The sequence below is a fragment of the Oceanobacter sp. ABM4_470 genome (genome assembly GCF_056158645.1).
Genome location: NZ_JBSWTR010000001.1, coordinates 201,527 through 219,641, shown reverse-complemented (window position 1 = coordinate 219,641; position 18,115 = coordinate 201,527). Strand labels below are relative to the sequence as shown.

General features: G+C 55.9%; 15 protein-coding genes. 6 read left to right on the top strand and 9 right to left on the bottom strand.

The window, feature by feature from the left end; all coding sequences use genetic code 11:
* Positions 1 to 233 precede the first annotated feature (233 nt).
* The gene (locus tag ACXADJ_RS00940) at positions 234 to 2,324 is read left to right on the top strand and encodes an EAL domain-containing protein (protein ID WP_475062046.1); all 2,091 of its coding nucleotides are present in this window, start codon (positions 234 to 236) and stop codon (positions 2,322 to 2,324) included.
* Between the two features lie 118 nt (positions 2,325 to 2,442).
* On the opposite strand, the gene serB is transcribed toward ACXADJ_RS00940, so the two are convergent.
* Together serB and ACXADJ_RS00930 are read right to left on the bottom strand one after the other, a co-directional pair.
* A complete protein-coding gene (gene serB / locus ACXADJ_RS00935) occupies positions 2,443 to 3,675 on the bottom strand; it encodes a phosphoserine phosphatase SerB (protein ID WP_475062044.1) in 1,233 nt (410 codons plus the stop codon).
* 44 nt (positions 3,676 to 3,719) lie between these two features.
* Positions 3,720 to 3,890 carry a hypothetical protein gene (locus tag ACXADJ_RS00930; protein WP_169449560.1) on the bottom strand — a complete coding sequence of 57 codons (171 nt, stop codon included), beginning with the start codon at positions 3,888 to 3,890 and terminating at the stop codon, positions 3,720 to 3,722.
* Positions 3,891 to 4,137: 247 nt separating this feature from the next.
* On the opposite strand from ACXADJ_RS00930, the gene ACXADJ_RS00925 reads away from it, so the two are divergent.
* Entirely contained in the window at positions 4,138 to 5,493 is a 1,356-nt protein-coding gene (locus ACXADJ_RS00925) for an adenylate/guanylate cyclase domain-containing protein (protein WP_475062041.1), read from the top strand.
* 27 nt (positions 5,494 to 5,520) lie between these two features.
* On the opposite strand, the gene ACXADJ_RS00920 is transcribed toward ACXADJ_RS00925, so the two are convergent.
* From ACXADJ_RS00920 to ACXADJ_RS00910, 3 genes are all read right to left on the bottom strand, one after another.
* On the bottom strand, positions 5,521 to 6,117 hold the full coding sequence (locus ACXADJ_RS00920; RefSeq protein WP_475062039.1) for a tRNA-uridine aminocarboxypropyltransferase: 597 nt from the start codon (positions 6,115 to 6,117) through the stop codon (positions 5,521 to 5,523).
* A 15-nt stretch (positions 6,118 to 6,132) separates the two neighbouring features.
* Positions 6,133 to 8,979: an excinuclease ABC subunit UvrA gene (gene uvrA / locus ACXADJ_RS00915; protein WP_475068085.1), complete on the bottom strand. Its 2,847-nt coding sequence runs from the start codon at positions 8,977 to 8,979 to the stop codon at positions 6,133 to 6,135.
* A 108-nt stretch (positions 8,980 to 9,087) separates the two neighbouring features.
* Positions 9,088 to 9,723, bottom strand: a complete 636-nt coding sequence (locus ACXADJ_RS00910) for a helix-turn-helix transcriptional regulator (protein WP_475062037.1) — start codon at positions 9,721 to 9,723, stop codon at positions 9,088 to 9,090.
* Positions 9,724 to 10,079: 356 nt separating this feature from the next.
* Between ACXADJ_RS00910 and ACXADJ_RS00905 the strand changes: the two genes are divergently transcribed.
* The 3 genes from ACXADJ_RS00905 (at position 10,080) to ACXADJ_RS00895 (ending at position 12,843) form a co-directional block, all read left to right on the top strand.
* A complete protein-coding gene (locus ACXADJ_RS00905; protein ID WP_475062034.1) occupies positions 10,080 to 11,453 on the top strand; it encodes an MFS transporter in 1,374 nt (457 codons plus the stop codon).
* Entirely contained in the window at positions 11,437 to 12,168 is a 732-nt protein-coding gene (gene ssb, locus ACXADJ_RS00900) for a single-stranded DNA-binding protein (RefSeq protein ID WP_475062032.1), read from the top strand. The genes ACXADJ_RS00905 and ssb overlap by 17 nt, the downstream gene beginning before the upstream one ends.
* 78 nt (positions 12,169 to 12,246) lie before the next feature.
* The gene (locus tag ACXADJ_RS00895) at positions 12,247 to 12,843 is read left to right on the top strand and encodes a Maf family protein (protein ID WP_475062030.1); all 597 of its coding nucleotides are present in this window, start codon (positions 12,247 to 12,249) and stop codon (positions 12,841 to 12,843) included.
* A gap of 123 nt (positions 12,844 to 12,966) precedes the next feature.
* On the opposite strand, the gene gspD is transcribed toward ACXADJ_RS00895, so the two are convergent.
* The 4 genes from gspD to ACXADJ_RS00875 all read right to left on the bottom strand — a co-directional run bounded on the left by gspD (position 12,967) and on the right by ACXADJ_RS00875 (position 17,020).
* The gene (gspD, locus tag ACXADJ_RS00890) at positions 12,967 to 14,865 is read right to left on the bottom strand and encodes a type II secretion system secretin GspD (protein ID WP_475062028.1); all 1,899 of its coding nucleotides are present in this window, start codon (positions 14,863 to 14,865) and stop codon (positions 12,967 to 12,969) included.
* 5 nt (positions 14,866 to 14,870) lie between these two features.
* Complete coding sequence (locus tag ACXADJ_RS00885; protein WP_475068083.1) at positions 14,871 to 15,743, bottom strand: type II secretion system protein N; 873 nt, start codon at positions 15,741 to 15,743, stop codon at positions 14,871 to 14,873.
* A 35-nt stretch (positions 15,744 to 15,778) separates the two neighbouring features.
* On the bottom strand, positions 15,779 to 16,540 hold the full coding sequence (gspN, locus tag ACXADJ_RS00880) for a type II secretion system protein N (protein ID WP_475062026.1): 762 nt from the start codon (positions 16,538 to 16,540) through the stop codon (positions 15,779 to 15,781).
* A 99-nt stretch (positions 16,541 to 16,639) separates the two neighbouring features.
* Positions 16,640 to 17,020, bottom strand: coding sequence for a GIY-YIG nuclease family protein (locus ACXADJ_RS00875; protein ID WP_475062024.1), 381 nt, complete (start codon positions 17,018 to 17,020; stop codon positions 16,640 to 16,642).
* Positions 17,021 to 17,435: 415 nt separating this feature from the next.
* On the opposite strand from ACXADJ_RS00875, the gene trhA reads away from it, so the two are divergent.
* The gene (gene trhA / locus ACXADJ_RS00870; RefSeq protein WP_475062022.1) at positions 17,436 to 18,113 is read left to right on the top strand and encodes a PAQR family membrane homeostasis protein TrhA; all 678 of its coding nucleotides are present in this window, start codon (positions 17,436 to 17,438) and stop codon (positions 18,111 to 18,113) included.
* Positions 18,114 to 18,115: the final 2 nt, after the last annotated feature.

Sequence of the window (18,115 nt, the reverse complement as noted above, 5' to 3'; positions counted from 1 at the left end):
CTGAATAAACGGTTTTTGACACTTGAGGCACAAACTTCTGTGTCAAAAACCTTATGATGGAGCCTGACGCAACTGACTCTTTCCGCTGTTAACGCTCGGTTTTTATTACCAATTATCTCAATAAGCCGTTAACCTCTATGATGTTCAGCGACCATACTGGGCAGCTACAGACAGTATTGGATACAATGTGACACAGGAAGTCAGAATAATATTACCCTGTAACGAGCTAGAGAATGTCGACCACTCCAGAGACTCTGCACCTGCTGATCCTGATGGAAAGCCAGAATGACGCCGAACGGATCGTCAGTTTGCTGCGCAATTCCGGCAGCGCCACCCGCGCCCAATACGTCACCTCGCTGGAAGAGTTTGCCGACCTGCTGGAAGAGAAAACCTGGGACCTGCTGCTGGCAGAACCGGAAGCCCATGGCATTGAATACACCAGCCTGAAAGAGCAGATCGCTCGTTACAACCAGGATCTGCCGTTTATTCTGATCAACCGCGAAATCGACCTGATTGCCCTTGAAACCGCGGTAAAACGCGGTGCCAGCACCATGATTCCGATGGGCGAAAACAACCTGCTGATTCTGGCCATCCAGCGTGAGCTGGAGCACCTGCGCAATCGCCGCGCCAAGCGAGCTCTGGAAGCTCGTCTGCGCGAAGCCGAAAAGCGCGCCCAGGCGTTGCTGGAAAGCTCCCGCGATGCGGTCGCCTACGTACAAGACGGCATGCATATTTTTGGCAACCCGGCCTACCTGCAAATGTTTGGTTATGAAACCAACGATGACCTCGAAGGCATGCCACTGATCGACATGGTCGATGGCTCCGGTCAGGCCGACTTCAAAAAATTCCTCAAGCAGTATTCCCAAAGCAGCTTTCAAACCGAAGAAATCAACACCATTGGTGTGTCCGGTTCCGGTGACCTGTTCCCGATGCGAATGACGTTTTCGCCGGCCAGTTTTGCCGACGAACGCTGCACCCAGGTGAGCATTCAGTCGAACGAAAAGAACACCCAACTGGAAGCCAAACTGCGGGAAATCAGCAACCTGGATGTGCTCACCGGCCTCTACAACAAGCCGTATTTCATGAGCCAGCTGGAAGTCGCCGTCGACCAGTCCGTGCTGAGCGGCGGTCGCGGCGCAGTGCTGTACATCAACGTCGACAGCTTTGGCCGACTGCGTGCCAACAATGGCATTGCCCGCTCTGAAAGCGTACTGACCGAGCTGGCCAGCACCCTCAAAAAACTGGTTGGCAATAAATGCAATCTATCACGCGTTAGTGAAGACATCTTCGCCCTGATCATGACCAGCACCAGTGCTGCCGAGGCCCAGGAAAAAGCCGAACAGCTGCGAGCTCACATCGCGGAAATGATGTTCGACCTTGGCGATCGCACCCTGACAATCACTGTCAGTATTGGCATTGCCCTGATCAACGAGACCAGTGCCAGCCCGACTGCCGTATTGCAGAACGCCCATACTGCCTGCTTCCGCGCCCACGATATCGAAGGCCAGGAGCATGGCAACAGCATTGGCATGTACATAGAAGAGCAGCGCAACAACGACAGCGACAGTGCCGTCAGCATCGAAGAGATGGTGACCGAAGCTCTGAAAGACAACAGCTTCATGTTGTCATTCCAGCCGTTGATCAGCCTTAAAGGCTCCGAAGTCGAGCATTACGAGTCGCGCTTCAAATTGAGCAAAAACGGCCATCTGATGAGTGCCGGTGACGTTTTGAACGCCGACGATCTCAGTGACGTTCTGAAGCGCAAGATCGACCGCTGGGTCATCCTGAACACCGCCAAGCGTTTGGGTGAACATCACCAGAAAGGCCACAGCACCAAGGTATTCCTGAACCTGTCCGGCCCATCCATTCTGGACGAAGGACTACCGAACTGGATCAGTGTTGCTACCCGTGCGGCACGACTGCCGAAAGGCGCCTTGGTAGTGCAGCTGAGCGAGGACGATGTTTCCCGCATGCTGATGCAGGCGCAGAAGTTCATCGCCAACCTCAAGGCATTGGGCATTCCATGCAGTCTCAGCCGTTTTGGCTGCGCCATTGACCCGGTGAAAAACCTGCAACATCTGTCCGCCGATTTCATCAAGGTCGATGTTTCCTACACCAGTAACATGACCGACAACCAACAGCAGTTGCAGCAAATGCTGGGCAAGTTGCAGGAACTGGAAAAACAGATCATCGTGCCGATGGTCGACAGCGCCAACACCCTCGCAACCTTGTGGCAAATGGGTGCCGACTTTGTACAGGGCGACTATGTTCAGGCCGCCCAGGATGGCATGAGCTATAACTTCGAAGAAGAAGGCAGCTTCTGATCAGATACCTCTTGGGGCTGATAGCCCGTCAGAGAACGCAGCCCTTAACGCAAAAAGCCGACATTGTTGTCGGCTTTTTGGTTTCTGCAAGCAGCTTATCATTGCGGAAAGACGTTCATCAATCCTGCGCAGGCGGCTCCAGAATATCGCGGTCGCGGTAACCCAGCAGGTACAGCACACCATCCAGACCCAGAGTCGAAATGGAGTTGCGAGCGTTCTCACGTACCAGCGGCTTGGCACGGAAAGCAATACCCAAACCGGCAATGCCCAGCATTGGCAGGTCGTTAGCGCCATCGCCAACGGCAATGGTCTGCTCCAGCTTGATGCCTTCCTGCTCGGCCAGTTCTCGCAGCAGGAACGCCTTGCGCTGACCATCAACCACCGGCTCAATCACATTACCGGTGACTCGGCCATCTTCCATTTCCAGCTCATTGGCAAACACGTAATCAATGCCCAAACGCTTCTGCAGGTAATGGCCAAAGTAGGTGAAACCACCAGACAGAATCGCCGTCTTGTAACCCAACGCACGCAGATTATAGATCAGGCGTTCGGCGCCCTCGGTGATCGGCAGCTGCTCGGCAATTTGCTCCAGTACACTGGCGTCCATACCTTTCAGCAGCGCCATACGCTCGGCAAAGCTCTGTTTGAAGTCCAGCTCGCCCTGCATCGCCCGTTCGGTAATTTCTGCCACCTTGTCACCGACACCGGCCGCCTCGGCCAACTTGTCGATCACTTCGGCTTCAATCAGGGTGGAGTCCATATCGAACGCCACCAGACGGCGGGTGCGGCGGTAAACGTCGTCTGCCTGCACAGCAACGTCGACGCCCAGCTCGTTGGTCACTTTCAGGAAGCGAGCGCGTAATTCGCTCTGGTTGGCATCGCCACGCACGGAAAACTCAACACAGGCGCGGGTATGGGTGTCTTCGTCGGTTTGATCCAACGGCACCCGACCAGACAAACGGCTGATCTGGTCAATATTGAGACCCGCTTCTGCCACAATGGCAGTCACCCGGGCAATGGCTTCGGCCTCAATGGTACGCGCCAGCAAGGTAATGATGTGGCGGTTTTTGCCCTGACCGGAAACCCACTGCTCGTAGCTTTCGGCGGTTACCGGCGTAAATCGGATAGAGAGCCCCAGTTCGTGCGCCTTGAATAGCACATCTTTTAATACCGGAGCAGATTCTGCGCTGTCAGGAACGGCGGCAAGAATGCCCAGAGACAAGGTGTCGTGAATCTCAGCCTGGCCAATATCCAGAATGGTTACGCCATACTGAGCCAGAATAGCGGTCATGCTGGCCGTCAGGCCGGGTTTGTCGGCACCGGATACCCGGATAAGAACCAGTTCGGTCACAATACGTTCCTGTTACCCTTTAATGTGTTTACAGCGTTTGCTTGTTACAGTTTTTCAACGTCGGTTTTGGCCGCGGCTACGACGGTGCGCAACTCTTCGATCAAGTCGACGGTTTCGTGAACGGACAAAGCACGAACACGGTCTACGCTCATCAGAAACAGGCCTTTCTCAAGCTGTTCCAGTTTTTCCTGCAAAGACTGCTTGGCGTCGCTCATTATTGGATCCTCTCATTTCTTTTTGGGGTATCGTCCAATGCCGCGCGGTAGGCAACCTGTGATAGCGTCGGTGGCCATCCCTTGGGCGGCGCCTATAATAGCACCTCAAACACCCCTGACTATCATCACTTGTGGCAGTCAGTGGAGGATTGCCTCTGTATCACCCGGTTTAGCAGCTACAATAAACGTGAGGCAAACCACTGCGGCTCCTTTCACCAGCAACCTATAACAACTCAACGGCGTACACATGTCAGCAGCTTCCAAGCGAACCTTCGGATTCAGTCAACTTTGCGGATTTATCGGCGCTGCCCAGGTTCTGGTACTGGGGTTGTTGATCTCGTTATTAACCTACAGCCACCTGCACACCCAATTGCAGTCCGAACAACGTTCTGACGCTTATCAGCAAATTGAACGGCTGTCCCAGACCCTCTCCGCCAGCCTGATCCAGCAGGACCGCATCAGCCTTAATCTGGCGGTAAAAGAGTGGCAGCGAGGCGAAGACATTCGCGCCCTGCGGGTACTGACCCCGGAAGGCAAACCGCTGGCCGAAACCGGCCCACTGGTGAACGACGCCCATATCATCAGCCGCGCCATCACCCTCGACGATGCCACCCTCGGTGTGGTGCAAGCTGAAATCAGCCCTGCTCCGGTGAGCCGTCAGAGCGGCCGCTACCTGTCGCTGGCGCTGATTGCCACCGGCCTGTTTGCCATGCTGGCCGGACTGATCAGCTATTTTCTGGCCGAGCGCATGGCCGGTTACATTCGTAAATTGACTGCGGCCCTGCAACGCTGGCAGGACGACAAGCCACTCGATCTGCCAGAGCAGACCCTGCCAATTGCAGAGTTACAGCAACTGAATCAACAGTGTGGCGGTATCCAGCAACAGCAGCGCCAACGTCAGGCGGTTGAAAAGGCACTGGGCAAATACTTGTATTCGGGCAGCAAACCGCCCGTCACGGCTGCGACCTACCACCGCTGCGCTCTGGTTTACATCGAAATTTCCGATCTGGACGTGCTGCAATCGCGTCTCAGCGCCGAAGAATTGGGCAACGTGCTGAGCGAGTACTATCGCCTGATGAACCAGGCGGTGAAGCTCTATAACGGCAAACTTGACCGATATCAGGGCGATGGTCTGGTGATGATTTTTGGTCTGAACGAGTCCAGCGAACGCGACACCATTCACTGTATTTACGCTGCCCAACTGTGTCTGGGGCTGTTGCAGAATGCCCAAAGCCGCAACCCGCTGATGGCATCAGTGAGCTTCCGCATTGCCGCCCACTGGGGCCCGGTACTACTGGCCCCCATGCAGCAGCATGACGAAGACAACGCCACCGATTCGATTCACTACAGCCTGATTGGTGACACCCTCTACTGGGCGTCTCACCTCGCCCGCCGCAGCGAAGACAATCGCTTGCTGGCCAGTCAGGTACTGATTTCCGAACTGCCACCGGAATACGGTGTGGAATGGGACGAAGGCCCACTGGTGAAAAACCTGCAAGGCAGCCAGCAATCCAACTTCTGGCTCAAGGACCTGCCGGAAACCAGCCGCACCCTGATCGAGCGACAGATTCGTCATATCACTTCAATGACAGAGAACGCCTGAGCAACGTCGGCCGGTAAGCAACAGAACTTACTGCTGCGCCTGCTGACGCTGCTGGATTTGCAACTCAACCATGCGATCCAGCACGCCGGTAACCGCTGAAAAGTCCCGCGTTGGGTGCAGCATATTGAGCGCTGCAACGCTGGCCTCCAGCGTAGACACCCCGTCTTCCCGTGGGGATTTTCGCACGGGTGCGTAGCGGCTTTGCTGTGCGGGGGTAAGTTGAATGTGCTGCAACTCGGTCAGCCACGGATTCAACAGCAACAAGCGTTTGACCTTACGCCAGGTGCCATCCAGTACCAGTAAAATGCTGAAGCCCACCGAGCCGTCCGGGTTTAGCAGCTGAGCGGGTTCCAGCGCGGGTTTGTTTTCCAACGGAAACAACAACAGCGTATCGGTTCGCCAGTGTTCTCCCAACAGGGCTTGCGGTTCAAACTGATCCCCCACCAGCAAACGGCTGCCCTGGATGCTTTTCTGCAACAAGGGCGCGGTCGACAAGCGATGCTTTGATTCGTCCGGGTCTTGCCAGATCGTCAGCTGAATATCCGCTTCAAGGGTCACCAGAGCGCTGCACAAACACACGGTTTGCGGGCGCTCACATCGGTCACAGATCTTGCGTTTACTCATCGCGTTACGACCGAATCAGCCCTTGCGAGCCTGACCCACTTCCAGCAATGGCTTGAGGAAACGACCTGTATGGGAAACCTCAGCAGCGGCGATGTCTTCCGGCGTACCTTCGGCAATAATGTAACCACCTTTAGAACCGCCTTCCGGCCCCAGGTCGACAATCCAGTCGGCGGTTTTGATCACATCCAGATTGTGCTCAATCACCACCACGGTATTACCGTGATCACGCAGGCGATGCAGCACTTCCAACAGCTGTTCAATGTCATGGAAGTGCAGACCGGTGGTCGGCTCATCCAGAATGTACAGGGTCTTGCCGGTATCACGCTTGGACAGCTCTTTGGCCAGTTTCACCCGCTGGGCTTCCCCCCCAGACAAGGTCGTCGCCGCTTGTCCCAATCGGATATAGCTCAGGCCGACGTCCATCAGGGTTTGCAGCTTGCGAGCTACGGCCGGAATGGCATCGAAGAACTCACGAGCGTCTTCTACCGTCATTTCCAGCACTTCATGGATGTTCTTGCCCTTGTAGCGCACATCCAGGGTTTCGCGGTTATAACGCTTGCCCTGACACACATCGCACGGCACATAGATGTCGGCCAAAAAGTGCATTTCAACCTTGATCACGCCATCGCCCTGACAGGCTTCACAGCGACCGCCTTTGACGTTGAACGAGAAACGGCCAGCTTTGTAGCCACGGGAACGGGCTTCCTGGGTACCAGCAAAAATTTCCCGCACCGGGGTGAAAATACCGGTGTAAGTGGCCGGGTTGGAACGTGGCGTGCGGCCAATCGGGCTCTGGTCGATATCGACCACTTTATCCAGCTGCCCCAACCCGGTGATGCTCTTGTGCTCGGACGCTTTCAGGGTGGTCGCACCGTTCAATGCCGTAGCGGCTAACGGGTACAAGGTACGGTTGATCAGGGTCGATTTACCGGAACCCGAAACCCCCGTGATACAGGTCATCAGGCCCAGCGGAATGGTCAGATCAACGTCGTTGAGGTTGTTGCCCTTGGCCCCCTTCAGCTTCAACTCCTTGCCTTTCGGGTACGGCGTGCGCTTGTCTGGCAGCTCGATGGCACGAGCACCGGACAGGTATTTACCGGTTTCGGAGTTGGGGTCGTTGGCGACTTCTTCCGGCGTGCCCTTGGCAATCACCTGACCGCCATGCACACCGGCTCCCGGGCCAATATCGATCAGATAGTCGGCGCTGCGGATGGCATCTTCGTCGTGCTCTACAACCAATACGGTATTGCCCAGATCACGCAGGTGGAACAGGGTTTTCAGCAGGCGGTCGTTGTCACGCTGGTGCAGACCAATCGACGGCTCATCGAGGATATACATCACCCCGACCAGACCAGCACCGATTTGTGACGCCAGACGAATGCGCTGGGCTTCACCACCAGACAAGGTATCGGAGCTGCGATTCAGGGTCAGGTATTCCAGCCCCACATTGACCAAAAAGCTCAGTCGCTCACGAATTTCCTTGAGGATTTTCTCAGCGATTTCGCCCTTATGGCCGCTCAGTTTAAGGTCGGTAAAGTAATTGTGAGCGTCTTCCACCGCCATGCCGGTACAAGCATGAATGGTCTTGTCTTCAATAAAGACGTTGCGAGCTTCCTTGCGCAAACGTGAGCCTTCACAAGCCGGGCATGGCTGCACGCTCAGGTACTTCGACAGCTCATCGCGTACCGTCTGGGATTCGGTTTCGTGGTATCGACGATCCAGGTTCGGCAGCACACCTTCAAACGCGTGGTTCTTGGAAATCTTGTCGCCACGGGAATTGACGTAGCTGAACTCGATTTCTTCGCCTTCGGAACCGTACAGCAACTTGTTGACGGCAAATTCAGACATGTCTTCAAACGGCACATCGAGCGGAAACTTGTAGTGCTCGGCAACGGCGCACAGCATCTGGAAATAATACACACTGCGACGGTCCCAGCCGCGAATCGCCCCTTCACTGATCGACAGGCTCGGATCAACAACAACGCGGTCAGGGTCGAAATACTGCTTCACCCCCAAACCATCACAGCTCGGGCAAGCACCTGCCGGGTTGTTGAACGAGAACAATCGTGGCTCCAGCTCAGACAGACTATAACCACAATGCGGACAGGAAAACTGCGAGGAGAACAGCATTGGCTCGGAGCCATCGTCATCCATCGATGTAGCCAGCGCCAGACCACCGCTCAGGTCGAGGCAGGTTTCCAGCGACTCGGACAGACGCTGTTCAATGCCCTCTTTCACCTTGAAGCGATCCACCACCACTTCAATCGAGTGCTTGCGACGCTTGTCGAGGTCCGGCAGGTCATCCAGATCATAAATACGGCCATCAACGCGCACCCGCACATAGCCCTGAGCGCGCAGGCTGTCGAACACACCCGCGTGTTCCCCCTTACGGTCACGAATCACCGGGGCCAGAATCATGTACTTGGCACCTTCCGGCAGCTCCATGATGCTGTCGACCATCTGGCTGACGGTCTGGGCTTCCAGCGCGACATCGTGATCCGGGCAACGTGGCGTGCCAACGCGGGCAAACAGCAAACGCAGGTAGTCGTAGATTTCGGTGACGGTACCCACGGTAGAACGCGGGTTGTGGGAGGTAGACTTCTGCTCGATGGAAATGGCCGGAGACAGACCTTCAATCAGATCGACATCGGGCTTTTCCATCACGCTCAGAAACTGGCGGGCGTAAGTCGACAGCGATTCCACATAGCGACGCTGTCCCTCGGCGTAGAGCGTATCGAACGCCAATGACGATTTGCCCGATCCACTCAAACCGGTGATCACCACCAGCTTGTCACGAGGAATGTCCAAATCGACGTTTTTGAGGTTGTGAGTACGGGCACCTCTGACCAGAATCTTGTCCATGCGGCTCAGCTCTACACCTGAATTGAAAATCAAAAGCGACATTGTAAATCATGCAGCCAGCGGATGCAGAGCTAGTCTTCTAACCGAGCGATAAAAGACGAGAATTGACTATTCCGCCAGCAAGTTCATCAATTCGATGCGATTCCGAACGCCCAGCTTGCGGTACAAACTGGAGACATGGGTTTTCACCGTGTGCTCGCTCAGTTGCAGGTCATCGGCAATGCGCAGATTGCTGTTGCCAGCCTGCACCAATCGAAACACCTCTTGCTCACGACGGGTCAGCTTGCGGTTACCCAGCCGCGCCGGACGGGAACGCAACTGCTGCAATACCCGATACAGCAAACAGTCAGGTAAACAGCACTGCTTTTGCAGCAGCCGGTTAACCCCGTCCAGTAGCTCTGCCGGTGTGCAATCGGACTCGAAGCAGCCGAACACTGGCTGCCACAGCACCAGCTGATTGAGATCCGCCGGCGCAGCAACGTCAAAAAAGCCCACTGCGCCGCGAAATTCCTGCTGCATCAGATGATCGAGCCACTGCTCGTACTGTTCCTCACGACCATAGGGCAACTGACACAGAACCAACGCCACTGAGCGGAAATCCAGCTGCATCAGGGCGTCAAAATCGTCCAGATGCTGGCATGTTCGACCAGTTTGGGTTTGCAGGTATTGCAGTAACAGCGGCTGTTGCACGCTGGAGCCGGAAAACAACAGCAGAGAGCCTGCGCTGTGATTGCCTGTCGCCATAAAAACATCCTTGTTGTTATTGGTCGGGCATTGACCCGCAGCCGCGGGCTTTGTGACTTCTGATTATTGGGTCTGAAGCCAGAGTCCCAGACCATCGAGTGCAGCAACCGGCGTCCTGCTGTTGCTATCACCCGCTTGATGGTTCGCATTGTTCAGAGCAACTATTTATAGCGGTTTTGGCACCCGGCCGGTAGTTGCCAAAGCGGGGTTGCCAGGACTGAACAGATTGTCAAAAACCTCCAGAGTGGCTGAAATTTCAGGTCGAGTCCTGTTAAACTAGCGCGCTTTTTCGCGGTACCCGTTTCACCAGTCACGTTCAGCGGAAGCCCGGGATGGCTCCCCTATCTGGAATTTACATGATCGCCATACCCAACTCGGTTCAACAGCGCGCCGTTGCCTCGCTCGCTGCTTTATACGCCCTGCGCATGCTGGGCCTGTTTATGGTGCTGCCGGTCCTGATGATCGACGGCCTGACATTGGAAGATGCCACACCGGAATTGCTCGGCCTTGCGATGGGCGTTTACGGCCTGACCCAGGCAGTACTGCAAATTCCTGCTGGCGCCCTGTCCGACAAAATTGGCCGCAAGCCCGTCATTATTGGTGGTTTGCTGATTTTTGCCCTCGGCAGTCTGATTGCGGCTCAGGCAGACAGCGTCTACGGCCTGATTATTGGCCGTGCCATGCAAGGCGGCGGTGCCATTGCCAGCGCGATCATGGCGTTGGTGACCGACCTGACCAACGAAAACAACCGCATGAAGGCGATGGCCTTTATCGGCGCCAGCATTGGCTTGTCGTTTTCCGTGGCACTGGTGCTGGGGCCATGGCTATCGGCGCTGGGCGGTCTGCATCTGATTTTCACCGCCACCGGCGTACTGGCGCTGGGTGGTGTATTGGTTACCCTACTGCTGATTCCGTCGCCGCCCAAGGTGCGTCACCGGGACTCGGTAGCGGTACTCAGCGAAGTCAAACGCCAACTGGGCAATAAGGTGCTGTGGCCCCTGAACATTGGCGTGTTTGTATTGCACGCCTTGATGGTGGCGGTGTTCGTCGCCATTCCGCTGCAATTAACCCAGCTGGGCTTTGCTGCTGAGAACCACAGCCATCTGTATCTGCCGATTTTGATTGCTGCCTTTGTACTGATGGTGCCCTTCATCATCATTGCCGAAAAGCGCCAGCAAATGAAAAATATCGTGCTGCTGGCCGGCGGTTTTATCCTGCTGGCCCTGCTGCTGATGACCCTGGCACACGCCGTTTGGCACTGGGGCGCGTTGCTGCTGCTGTACTTCGTTGGTTTCAACCTGATGGAAGCCAGCTTGCCGTCCTGGCTCAGCAAAGTGGCACCGGCCGGTTCCAAGGGCAGCGCCATGGGCATCTACTCCAGCATGCAGTTTCTGGGGGCCTTTGTGGGCGGCAGTATGGGTGGCTGGTTGATGGCAACCTTTGGTGTGAACTCGGTATTTGCCATCTTCGCGCTGGCTGTGTTGTTATGGGGAATCCTGATGTTTTTCTCCGCCGCACCGCGCCATTTAACCAGTGTGCGACTGGACATTTTCCAACCTCTGAACAGCCAGCAACAACAAGCCTTGCTGGCCTTGTCCGGGGTTGCAGAGCTGGCAGAAATGCCGGAAGAAAACGCTATTTATCTGAAAGTAACTGCCCGTGACTTCGATAAGTCGCAGGCCAACCAAATTATCGAATCTACAGGAGACACTCATGGGTCGCAGCGTTAACAAAGTGACACTGATTGGTACTCTGGGCCGTGACCCGGAAGTCCGCTACATGCCCAACGGCAATGCCGTTGCCAACCTGACCATGGCGACCGATGAAAGCTACAACGACAAACAAACTGGCCAGAAGGTTGAACAAACCGAATGGCACCGTCTGGTTGTTTACGGAAAGCTTGCCGAAATCGTTCAGCAATACCTGAAGAAAGGCTCCAAAGCCTATTTTGAAGGCAAACTGAAAACCCGCGAATGGGAAAAAGACGGCATCAAACGCTACACCACCGAAATCGTCTGTAACGACATGATGATGCTGGATGGCCGCAACAGCGGTGATTCCATGGGTGGCGGTATGGGTTCCGGCATGGGCGGCTACCAGCAGCCTGCCGGCGGTGCAGCGGGTATGATGAACCAGCCTCAAGGCGGTATGAACCCGGGCATGGGTGGTCAGGGCTACGGTCAACCAGCACCGCAAAGCCAGCCACAACAGCCAATGGGCAACCAGGGCGGTTATCAGCAGGCCCCACAACAGGCTCCGCAGCAGCCAGCTCAACAGCCGTACCAGCAAGCTCCCCAAGCGGCTCCACAGCAGCGTCCACAGCAACCAGCCCAACCACAGGGTGGTTACCAGCAAGCGCCTCAACAAGCCCCACAGCAGGCACCTGCCGCTGCGCCTCAGCCAAGCAACAACTTCGACGATTTCGACGACGACATCCCGTTCTGATTACGGCTGCCGTAACGTCAAGATCCCCAGCGGGCCGGTTTTACCGGCCCGTTTTGTATTCAGCCGGAGTCTTTCTGAATGAAACTGCTACTCGCCTCTTCTTCCCGCTACCGTCGCCAGCAGCTGGCACAGCTGGGCATTCCGTTTGAAAGCGCCAGCCCGGATATTGATGAAACCCCTCAAGCCGGGGAATCCATTGACGCCTATGTTGAGCGGCTGGCAATAGAAAAAGCCCGCGCCCTGAGCGACAGTCATCCCGACCACTGGATCATCGGCAGCGACCAGTCGTGCAGTGTGAATGGCGAGATCGTCGGCAAGCCCCACGGCTTCGACAAGGCCTTTGCCCAGTTGAAAGCCTGCGCCGGCAAGTCGGTGCGCTTTTCCACCGGCATTGCGCTGTGGCATCAGGGGCAGACCTGGTCCCACTGTGAGCACTTCGACGTCGCCTTTCGCCAGCTCGTCGATGACGAAATCCGTCGCTATCTGGAACTGGAACAGCCATACGATTGCGCTGGCAGCTTCAAGGTTGAAGGGCTGGGAATTCATTTGTTTGAAGGCCTGCATGGCAATGATATCAACAGCCTGATTGGCTTGCCGTTGATCAGCCTGCTGAACCTGATGCGCGACGCTGGGCTGCAGCCCTTGTCGCTGGTGGCGGACGAGGCCACAGCCTGAGCATCTGATTGCAGGCAACATAACAGCTATACCAACAGCTACAACAAACACCCAACAAAAAACGGCCCGCAGGCCGTTTTTTGTTGCTGCCTTAACTGCCGGCAGCTGAAGAATCGCAGCGACTTATTTGCCATCGCGTCCCGGCAGACCCTGGAACATTTTCTCCATTTCAGTATCCAGGCTGTCTACACCAATTTCCTTCGACAGGCTGAATTCCCAGATCCCCTTGAACTTGGTATCAGTAACCTGCTTGGCAACATCGCCACTGTTCACGATGGTTGGGCGCAGGAACACCATCATGTTGCTCTTGGTGTGCTCACTGCTGGTCGAGCGGAACAGCCAGCCGATCAGTGGAATATCACCCAACAGCGGCACCTTGCTCTCACTTTCAATGACGTCGTCACGGATCAGGCCACCCAGCACCACGGTTTCCTCGTTGCCAGTCAGAATCATGGTCTTGATCGAGCGTTTGTTGGTGATCAGGTCAGCACTGCCAGAAACGGTTGTAGAAGACACAGACTCAGCGGTCGCTTCCACTTCCAGGCGAATGTCGGAACCGTCATGGATGTGTGGAATCACCTTCAGGGTCACACCGACGTCTTCACGGGTGATGGTCGTGAACGGATTGGAGTTACTGGACGAGGTAGTGGAGCCGGTAATGAACGGCACGTTCTGGCCCACGACAATCTCGGCTTCCTGGTTATCCATGGTCAGGATGCTTGGCGTCGACAGCAGGTTAGTGTGGCTGTTGCTCTGCAGCGCTTGCAGGATCACACCAAAGCTGAAGTTACCGTTCAGTTCGCTGTAGCCACCCAGGGTCAGGCCACTGCTGACGGCACTGGCATAATCGCCGGACGCCACACTGGTTGCAATTGAGCTGATGGAAGAGCCTGCTTCGCTGAAGTTGGTTACCCCAACAGGATTGTCCAGATCACCGGTCGCCCACTGGACGCCCAGAGCGTCGTCAACACTGCCGGTTACCTCAACAATGGCCGATTCAATCAGTACCTGGGCACGACGAACATCCAGCTCGCTGACCAGCTCCTGAACTTCTTTCATCAAGGATGGCTCTGCACGCACCACCAGCGCGTTCAGTTCTTCATCGGCGTGAATGGCCACATCTCCCTTGGCTTTGGCGGCGCCCTTGTCGTCACTGGTGACTTCACCCATGAGGTTTTTCAGCAGGTCGGCCAGCTTGGTAGCGTCAGCGTATTGCAGACGAATCACGCGAGCACTGCCCGAGAAATAGGATGGCTGGTCGAGCTGTTCGATCAGTTTGCGAATACGTTCACGGGCGGTTTTTTCACCCTTGATGATCAAACGATTGCTACGTTCATCCGCCACCACACGGATGCTGCCAGCGGTATTGTTACCCTCGCCGTTGCCCTGGCTGACCTTGGACGGGTCGAGGCTCTGCAGCATGGTGACCACGTTACCAACCCAGGCTTCTTTCAACTGCACCACTTCCAGTTCTTCCGAGCCGGAGCGATCGAGACGATCGATGATCTGCTCCATCCGGTCGATGTTGGCAGCATGGTCAGAGATGATCAGGGCGTTGGCCGACTTCACTCCCGCCAGATGACCGTACTTGGCAACCAGAGGACGCAGAATCGGTACCAGGTCCAGCGCCGGGGTGTTCTTGATCATGATGACCTTGGTGAGCATTTCCTGGCTACCGGCACCGGCTTTGGTGTCGAGGTCGCGACCAACCTGCTTCACTTCGTTCTGCTGCACAATCAGCACCACGTCACCGGCTGGTACAGCCGCATAGCCATGCAGTTGCAGTACCGACAGGAACAGCTCATAGACCCCCTCGGCACTCATGGCTTCGCTGGTCAGTACATTCACCTTGCCTTTCACACGAGGATCAATCACAAAGCTTTTGCCAGTGATGTCAGCCACCTGACTGATAAAGGCACCAATATCGGCTTCCTTAAGGTTGATCTGCCAGTTGTCCTGAGCCAAGGCACTCAGGCTCACGAACAGCATGGCAATCATTGCCCAATGTTTGATAGCACCCATCGAAATTAATCCAGTCTGTGGTTGACGTTGAAACGACTATTGCCGCGCTGTACTTCAATGCGTACTTCGTCAGCATTCGGGAGGTCGGCCAGCAAGCTCTGATCGCTGGCAGGATCGCCAAGAGACTGGCTGTTGATCGACAGCACGATATCTCCCGGACGGAGTTTGAATTGCATCAGTGGCGAACCCGGTTTAACCCGGTAGCCGGAACCGGCGCCCTGAGGCTCGAGCCCCATTTTATTCAGCGCCGCCAGCGGGTCATCGGCAATTTCACTGGTGGCCACACCTACAAATTCGGTGGCGTTGCGAACCTTGCGGAACCGCTGGGTCAGCGAACCCTGGGTCAGACGTTCTGGCAAGTCTTCGGCCCGGCTTGGGGCAGGTACACTGCGAACGTCAGAGCCGCGGTTGGGTTCATCGTCAAATTTGAGGGTTTCGAGTTTGCCGGAGGTATCCAGCATCACCTTGTGCTGGTACACACCCACCAATCGGGTGCGGCCTTGTACGGTGTCGCCAAGGCGGAAAAAGTCGCCGGCGCGTCCGGATACCGCAATGATGGCACTGGAGTTTTCTTCCGGGTTGGCAGCGTTGACACCCAACAGGGTGAGCTTGAGACGGGTTTCCGGTGCATCCACAGGCTGAGCGATCACCGGCGCTGGCAGCTCGGAGGCTTCGCCAAACAGGTGGTACTGTGCAGTGCCTTCGGCACGGGCCACGGTGCTGCCGTCTCCCTTGGTGGGTGCCATCAGGATCAGGGGCTGCGGTGCAACAATGGTCCAGATCAGCTGCGACAGCTGCCAACTGATCAGCAGCGTCAGCAACAGCTTGCCACTTACCAGAGTCAATTTTTGCCAGCGTGGCAGTTCTACCGCTTTCATTTCCAATGTACGTCGCTCCGTGTCGGCGGCAAAGGTTATAGAATCTTGTGGGACACTTCAAAAATCACCGTGTCCGCGTCGGCTTTCTGCGGCCACTGCTGACCCAGTGTATCGATAAAGCGACGACGTACCGCTACCCCGGCCCAGCCATCCGGTTGCAGAAAGCCCTGCGCCAGCGCTTCTGAATCGGTGTTTTCAATATTGACGACTGCCTTGTCGCCTTCCATCGACAAGTTGCCGATGATCATTGGAATCTCTGCGCTCACCGGCTTGCCTTGCACCGGGAACTCCGCCGAGCCGCCCTGATAAATAATCCGGCCCGACACCTCGGCTACTTGCAGGGTATTGGCGTTCAGTGCCGCTGCGACCTTACTGGCTTCAATATCGCCATCAAACGACACCCGCTGGCGACGTAGCATTGGCGCCAGCAGCAGTGGGTCGAAGTAGCCATCCAGCTCGCTGATTTGCACATCACCGTTGGCAGAGGCTTGCAGATTGGCCGTCACGCGCAGCGAATCGCTATTGACCGTCACATCGGCCACAGCACTGCCGCTCAGCAAAGACAGCGGCTGCAATTGCCATTCACCATTCAATACGCCCAATTGGCGTTCACGAATCTGGAAACGGCCGTCCCAGACCGTGCCCGATACGGAATTGACCTGCACCGGCAAGCGCCCCAGATTCGGCTCCAGAGTTTGCCAGACCAGATTCAGGGGAACAGTCACCGCGAGAAAAACCAGCAAAGACAGCAACCCTAGTAGCAGATACCAACGGGCTGCCCAAACGGCAGAGAGCATGTGTGCAAAATCCATATCGTTCAAAAAACGGCTGTCATTGTACTGACAGGGGCAGGCAGTCTAAAGCCCGGTTATGACATCCGTGTAACAATTCTCATATCATTTCGTCTTTGTTTGGTCAGATTTGGTGCTTGCAGCCGTTGTCATCGTATCCGTAGCCGACTGATTGGCGACGGTATCAGCCAATTGCTGCATCAAGTGGTCGCTGCCAGATATCAGGGCATTTTTTTGCCGACGACTGAGTCGCTTGACCCGATACTCCCAACGCAAAGCCGTTGATTTATCAGCCAGTTGATGGTGCCAGACCAATTGCAAGGGCGCTTTGCCTCGCAGCGCCCGAGCGGCCCGCGCACCACCAGCCTGATGCTCGGCAAAACGCCGTTCAACGTTCGAGGTGGCACCGCAATACAACTGATCAAGACAGTTACGGATCAGATAGACACTCCACGCCTCAGATTCTTTATTGGCACGTTTGGACAAGTTTGATTTCACCTGTGCTGATTAGGGACCCTCTGAATAACTCTGCACAGCTCTGCGCGAGTCCTGCTGGTTGTCAGAACAAGGCGGCGAATGCAGCGGAATGACGAACCTGTCCGGCCGAGTCTTTCCAAATTCGCCAACACCGTTCTGGCGGGCTGCAGGCCGCGCCCTGCGGGGATGGCAGGGCATTGCTGACTCTGTGTCGCTGATTTTTGACTTGACCCGTCAGGCCTGCAAATCAGCTTCGTGATTCAGCGTCGCCCTGTCATCCAGATGCGGGCACCGAGTTATTCAGAGGGTCCTTAGCATATTTCCACGCTGCGACGCCATCTCTGTTAGGCTGGCGAACATTTACCAGCATTTGCTGTCATCGGCTTGCAGTAAAAATAGCAGTGATGTTCACCAGGTTGTTTTGATGATTACCAGTACCCGATTTTTTCGCGAGCCGGTTTCCGGCTTCACCCACATGGCCGGTGCGCTGTTTGCCATTGTCGCGCTCTGCATACTGAGCGCCCAGGCGGCAGTGCACGGCGACATTTGGCAATGGGTCAGCTTTCCGGTGTTTGGCGCCACCATGCTGCTGATGTTTTCGACCAGCGCACTGTATCACCTTGCCCACGGCTCCGACGAGCTGATCACCTGGTTGAAGCGCATCGATCATATGGCGATTTTCCTGATGATCGCCGGTACCTATACGCCCATTTGTCTGGTGCCATTGAATGGCACACTGGGCTGGAGCCTGTTTGCCGGGGTATGGACCTTTGCCGTCGCGGGCATTGCCCTGAAGCTGTTCTGGATTGACGCCCCGCGCTGGCTCTCAACGGTGATTTATCTGGGCATGGGCTGGCTGGTGATTTTTGCCATTGAGCCAGCCGCCGAACGCATTCCGACCCACGTGCTGTGGTGGATTGTAGCGGGCGGCCTGTTTTACACCGTGGGTGCCGTGATTTATGCGCTGAAGTGGCCTGATCCATGGCCAACCGTGTTTGGCTTCCACGAAATCTGGCATGTGTTTGTGATGGCTGGTGTGTTTTGCCATTTCTGGGCAATTGCCTTTGGACTGGCCGACTTTGATGTAAGCGCCCTGCCCTGACG

Excerpts from the sequence above, each read along its gene's own strand:
- ACXADJ_RS00940 (WP_475062046.1), top strand. The coding sequence starts at position 234 with ATGTCGACCACTCCAGAGACTCTGCACCTGCTGATCCTGATGGAAAGC.
- ACXADJ_RS00930 (WP_169449560.1), bottom strand. The coding sequence starts at position 3,890 with ATGAGCGACGCCAAGCAGTCTTTGCAGGAAAAACTGGAACAGCTTGAG.
- ACXADJ_RS00925 (WP_475062041.1), top strand. The coding sequence starts at position 4,138 with ATGTCAGCAGCTTCCAAGCGAACCTTCGGATTCAGTCAACTTTGCGGA.
- ACXADJ_RS00920 (WP_475062039.1), bottom strand. The coding sequence starts at position 6,117 with ATGAGTAAACGCAAGATCTGTGACCGATGTGAGCGCCCGCAAACCGTG.
- uvrA (WP_475068085.1), bottom strand. The coding sequence starts at position 8,979 with ATGGACAAGATTCTGGTCAGAGGTGCCCGTACTCACAACCTCAAAAAC.
- ACXADJ_RS00910 (WP_475062037.1), bottom strand. The coding sequence starts at position 9,723 with ATGGCGACAGGCAATCACAGCGCAGGCTCTCTGCTGTTGTTTTCCGGC.
- ACXADJ_RS00905 (WP_475062034.1), top strand. The coding sequence starts at position 10,080 with ATGATCGCCATACCCAACTCGGTTCAACAGCGCGCCGTTGCCTCGCTC.
- ssb (WP_475062032.1), top strand. The coding sequence starts at position 11,437 with ATGGGTCGCAGCGTTAACAAAGTGACACTGATTGGTACTCTGGGCCGT.
- ACXADJ_RS00895 (WP_475062030.1), top strand. The coding sequence starts at position 12,247 with ATGAAACTGCTACTCGCCTCTTCTTCCCGCTACCGTCGCCAGCAGCTG.
- gspD (WP_475062028.1), bottom strand. The coding sequence starts at position 14,865 with ATGGGTGCTATCAAACATTGGGCAATGATTGCCATGCTGTTCGTGAGC.
- ACXADJ_RS00885 (WP_475068083.1), bottom strand. The coding sequence starts at position 15,743 with ATGAAAGCGGTAGAACTGCCACGCTGGCAAAAATTGACTCTGGTAAGT.
- gspN (WP_475062026.1), bottom strand. The coding sequence starts at position 16,540 with ATGCTCTCTGCCGTTTGGGCAGCCCGTTGGTATCTGCTACTAGGGTTG.
- trhA (WP_475062022.1), top strand. The coding sequence starts at position 17,436 with ATGATTACCAGTACCCGATTTTTTCGCGAGCCGGTTTCCGGCTTCACC.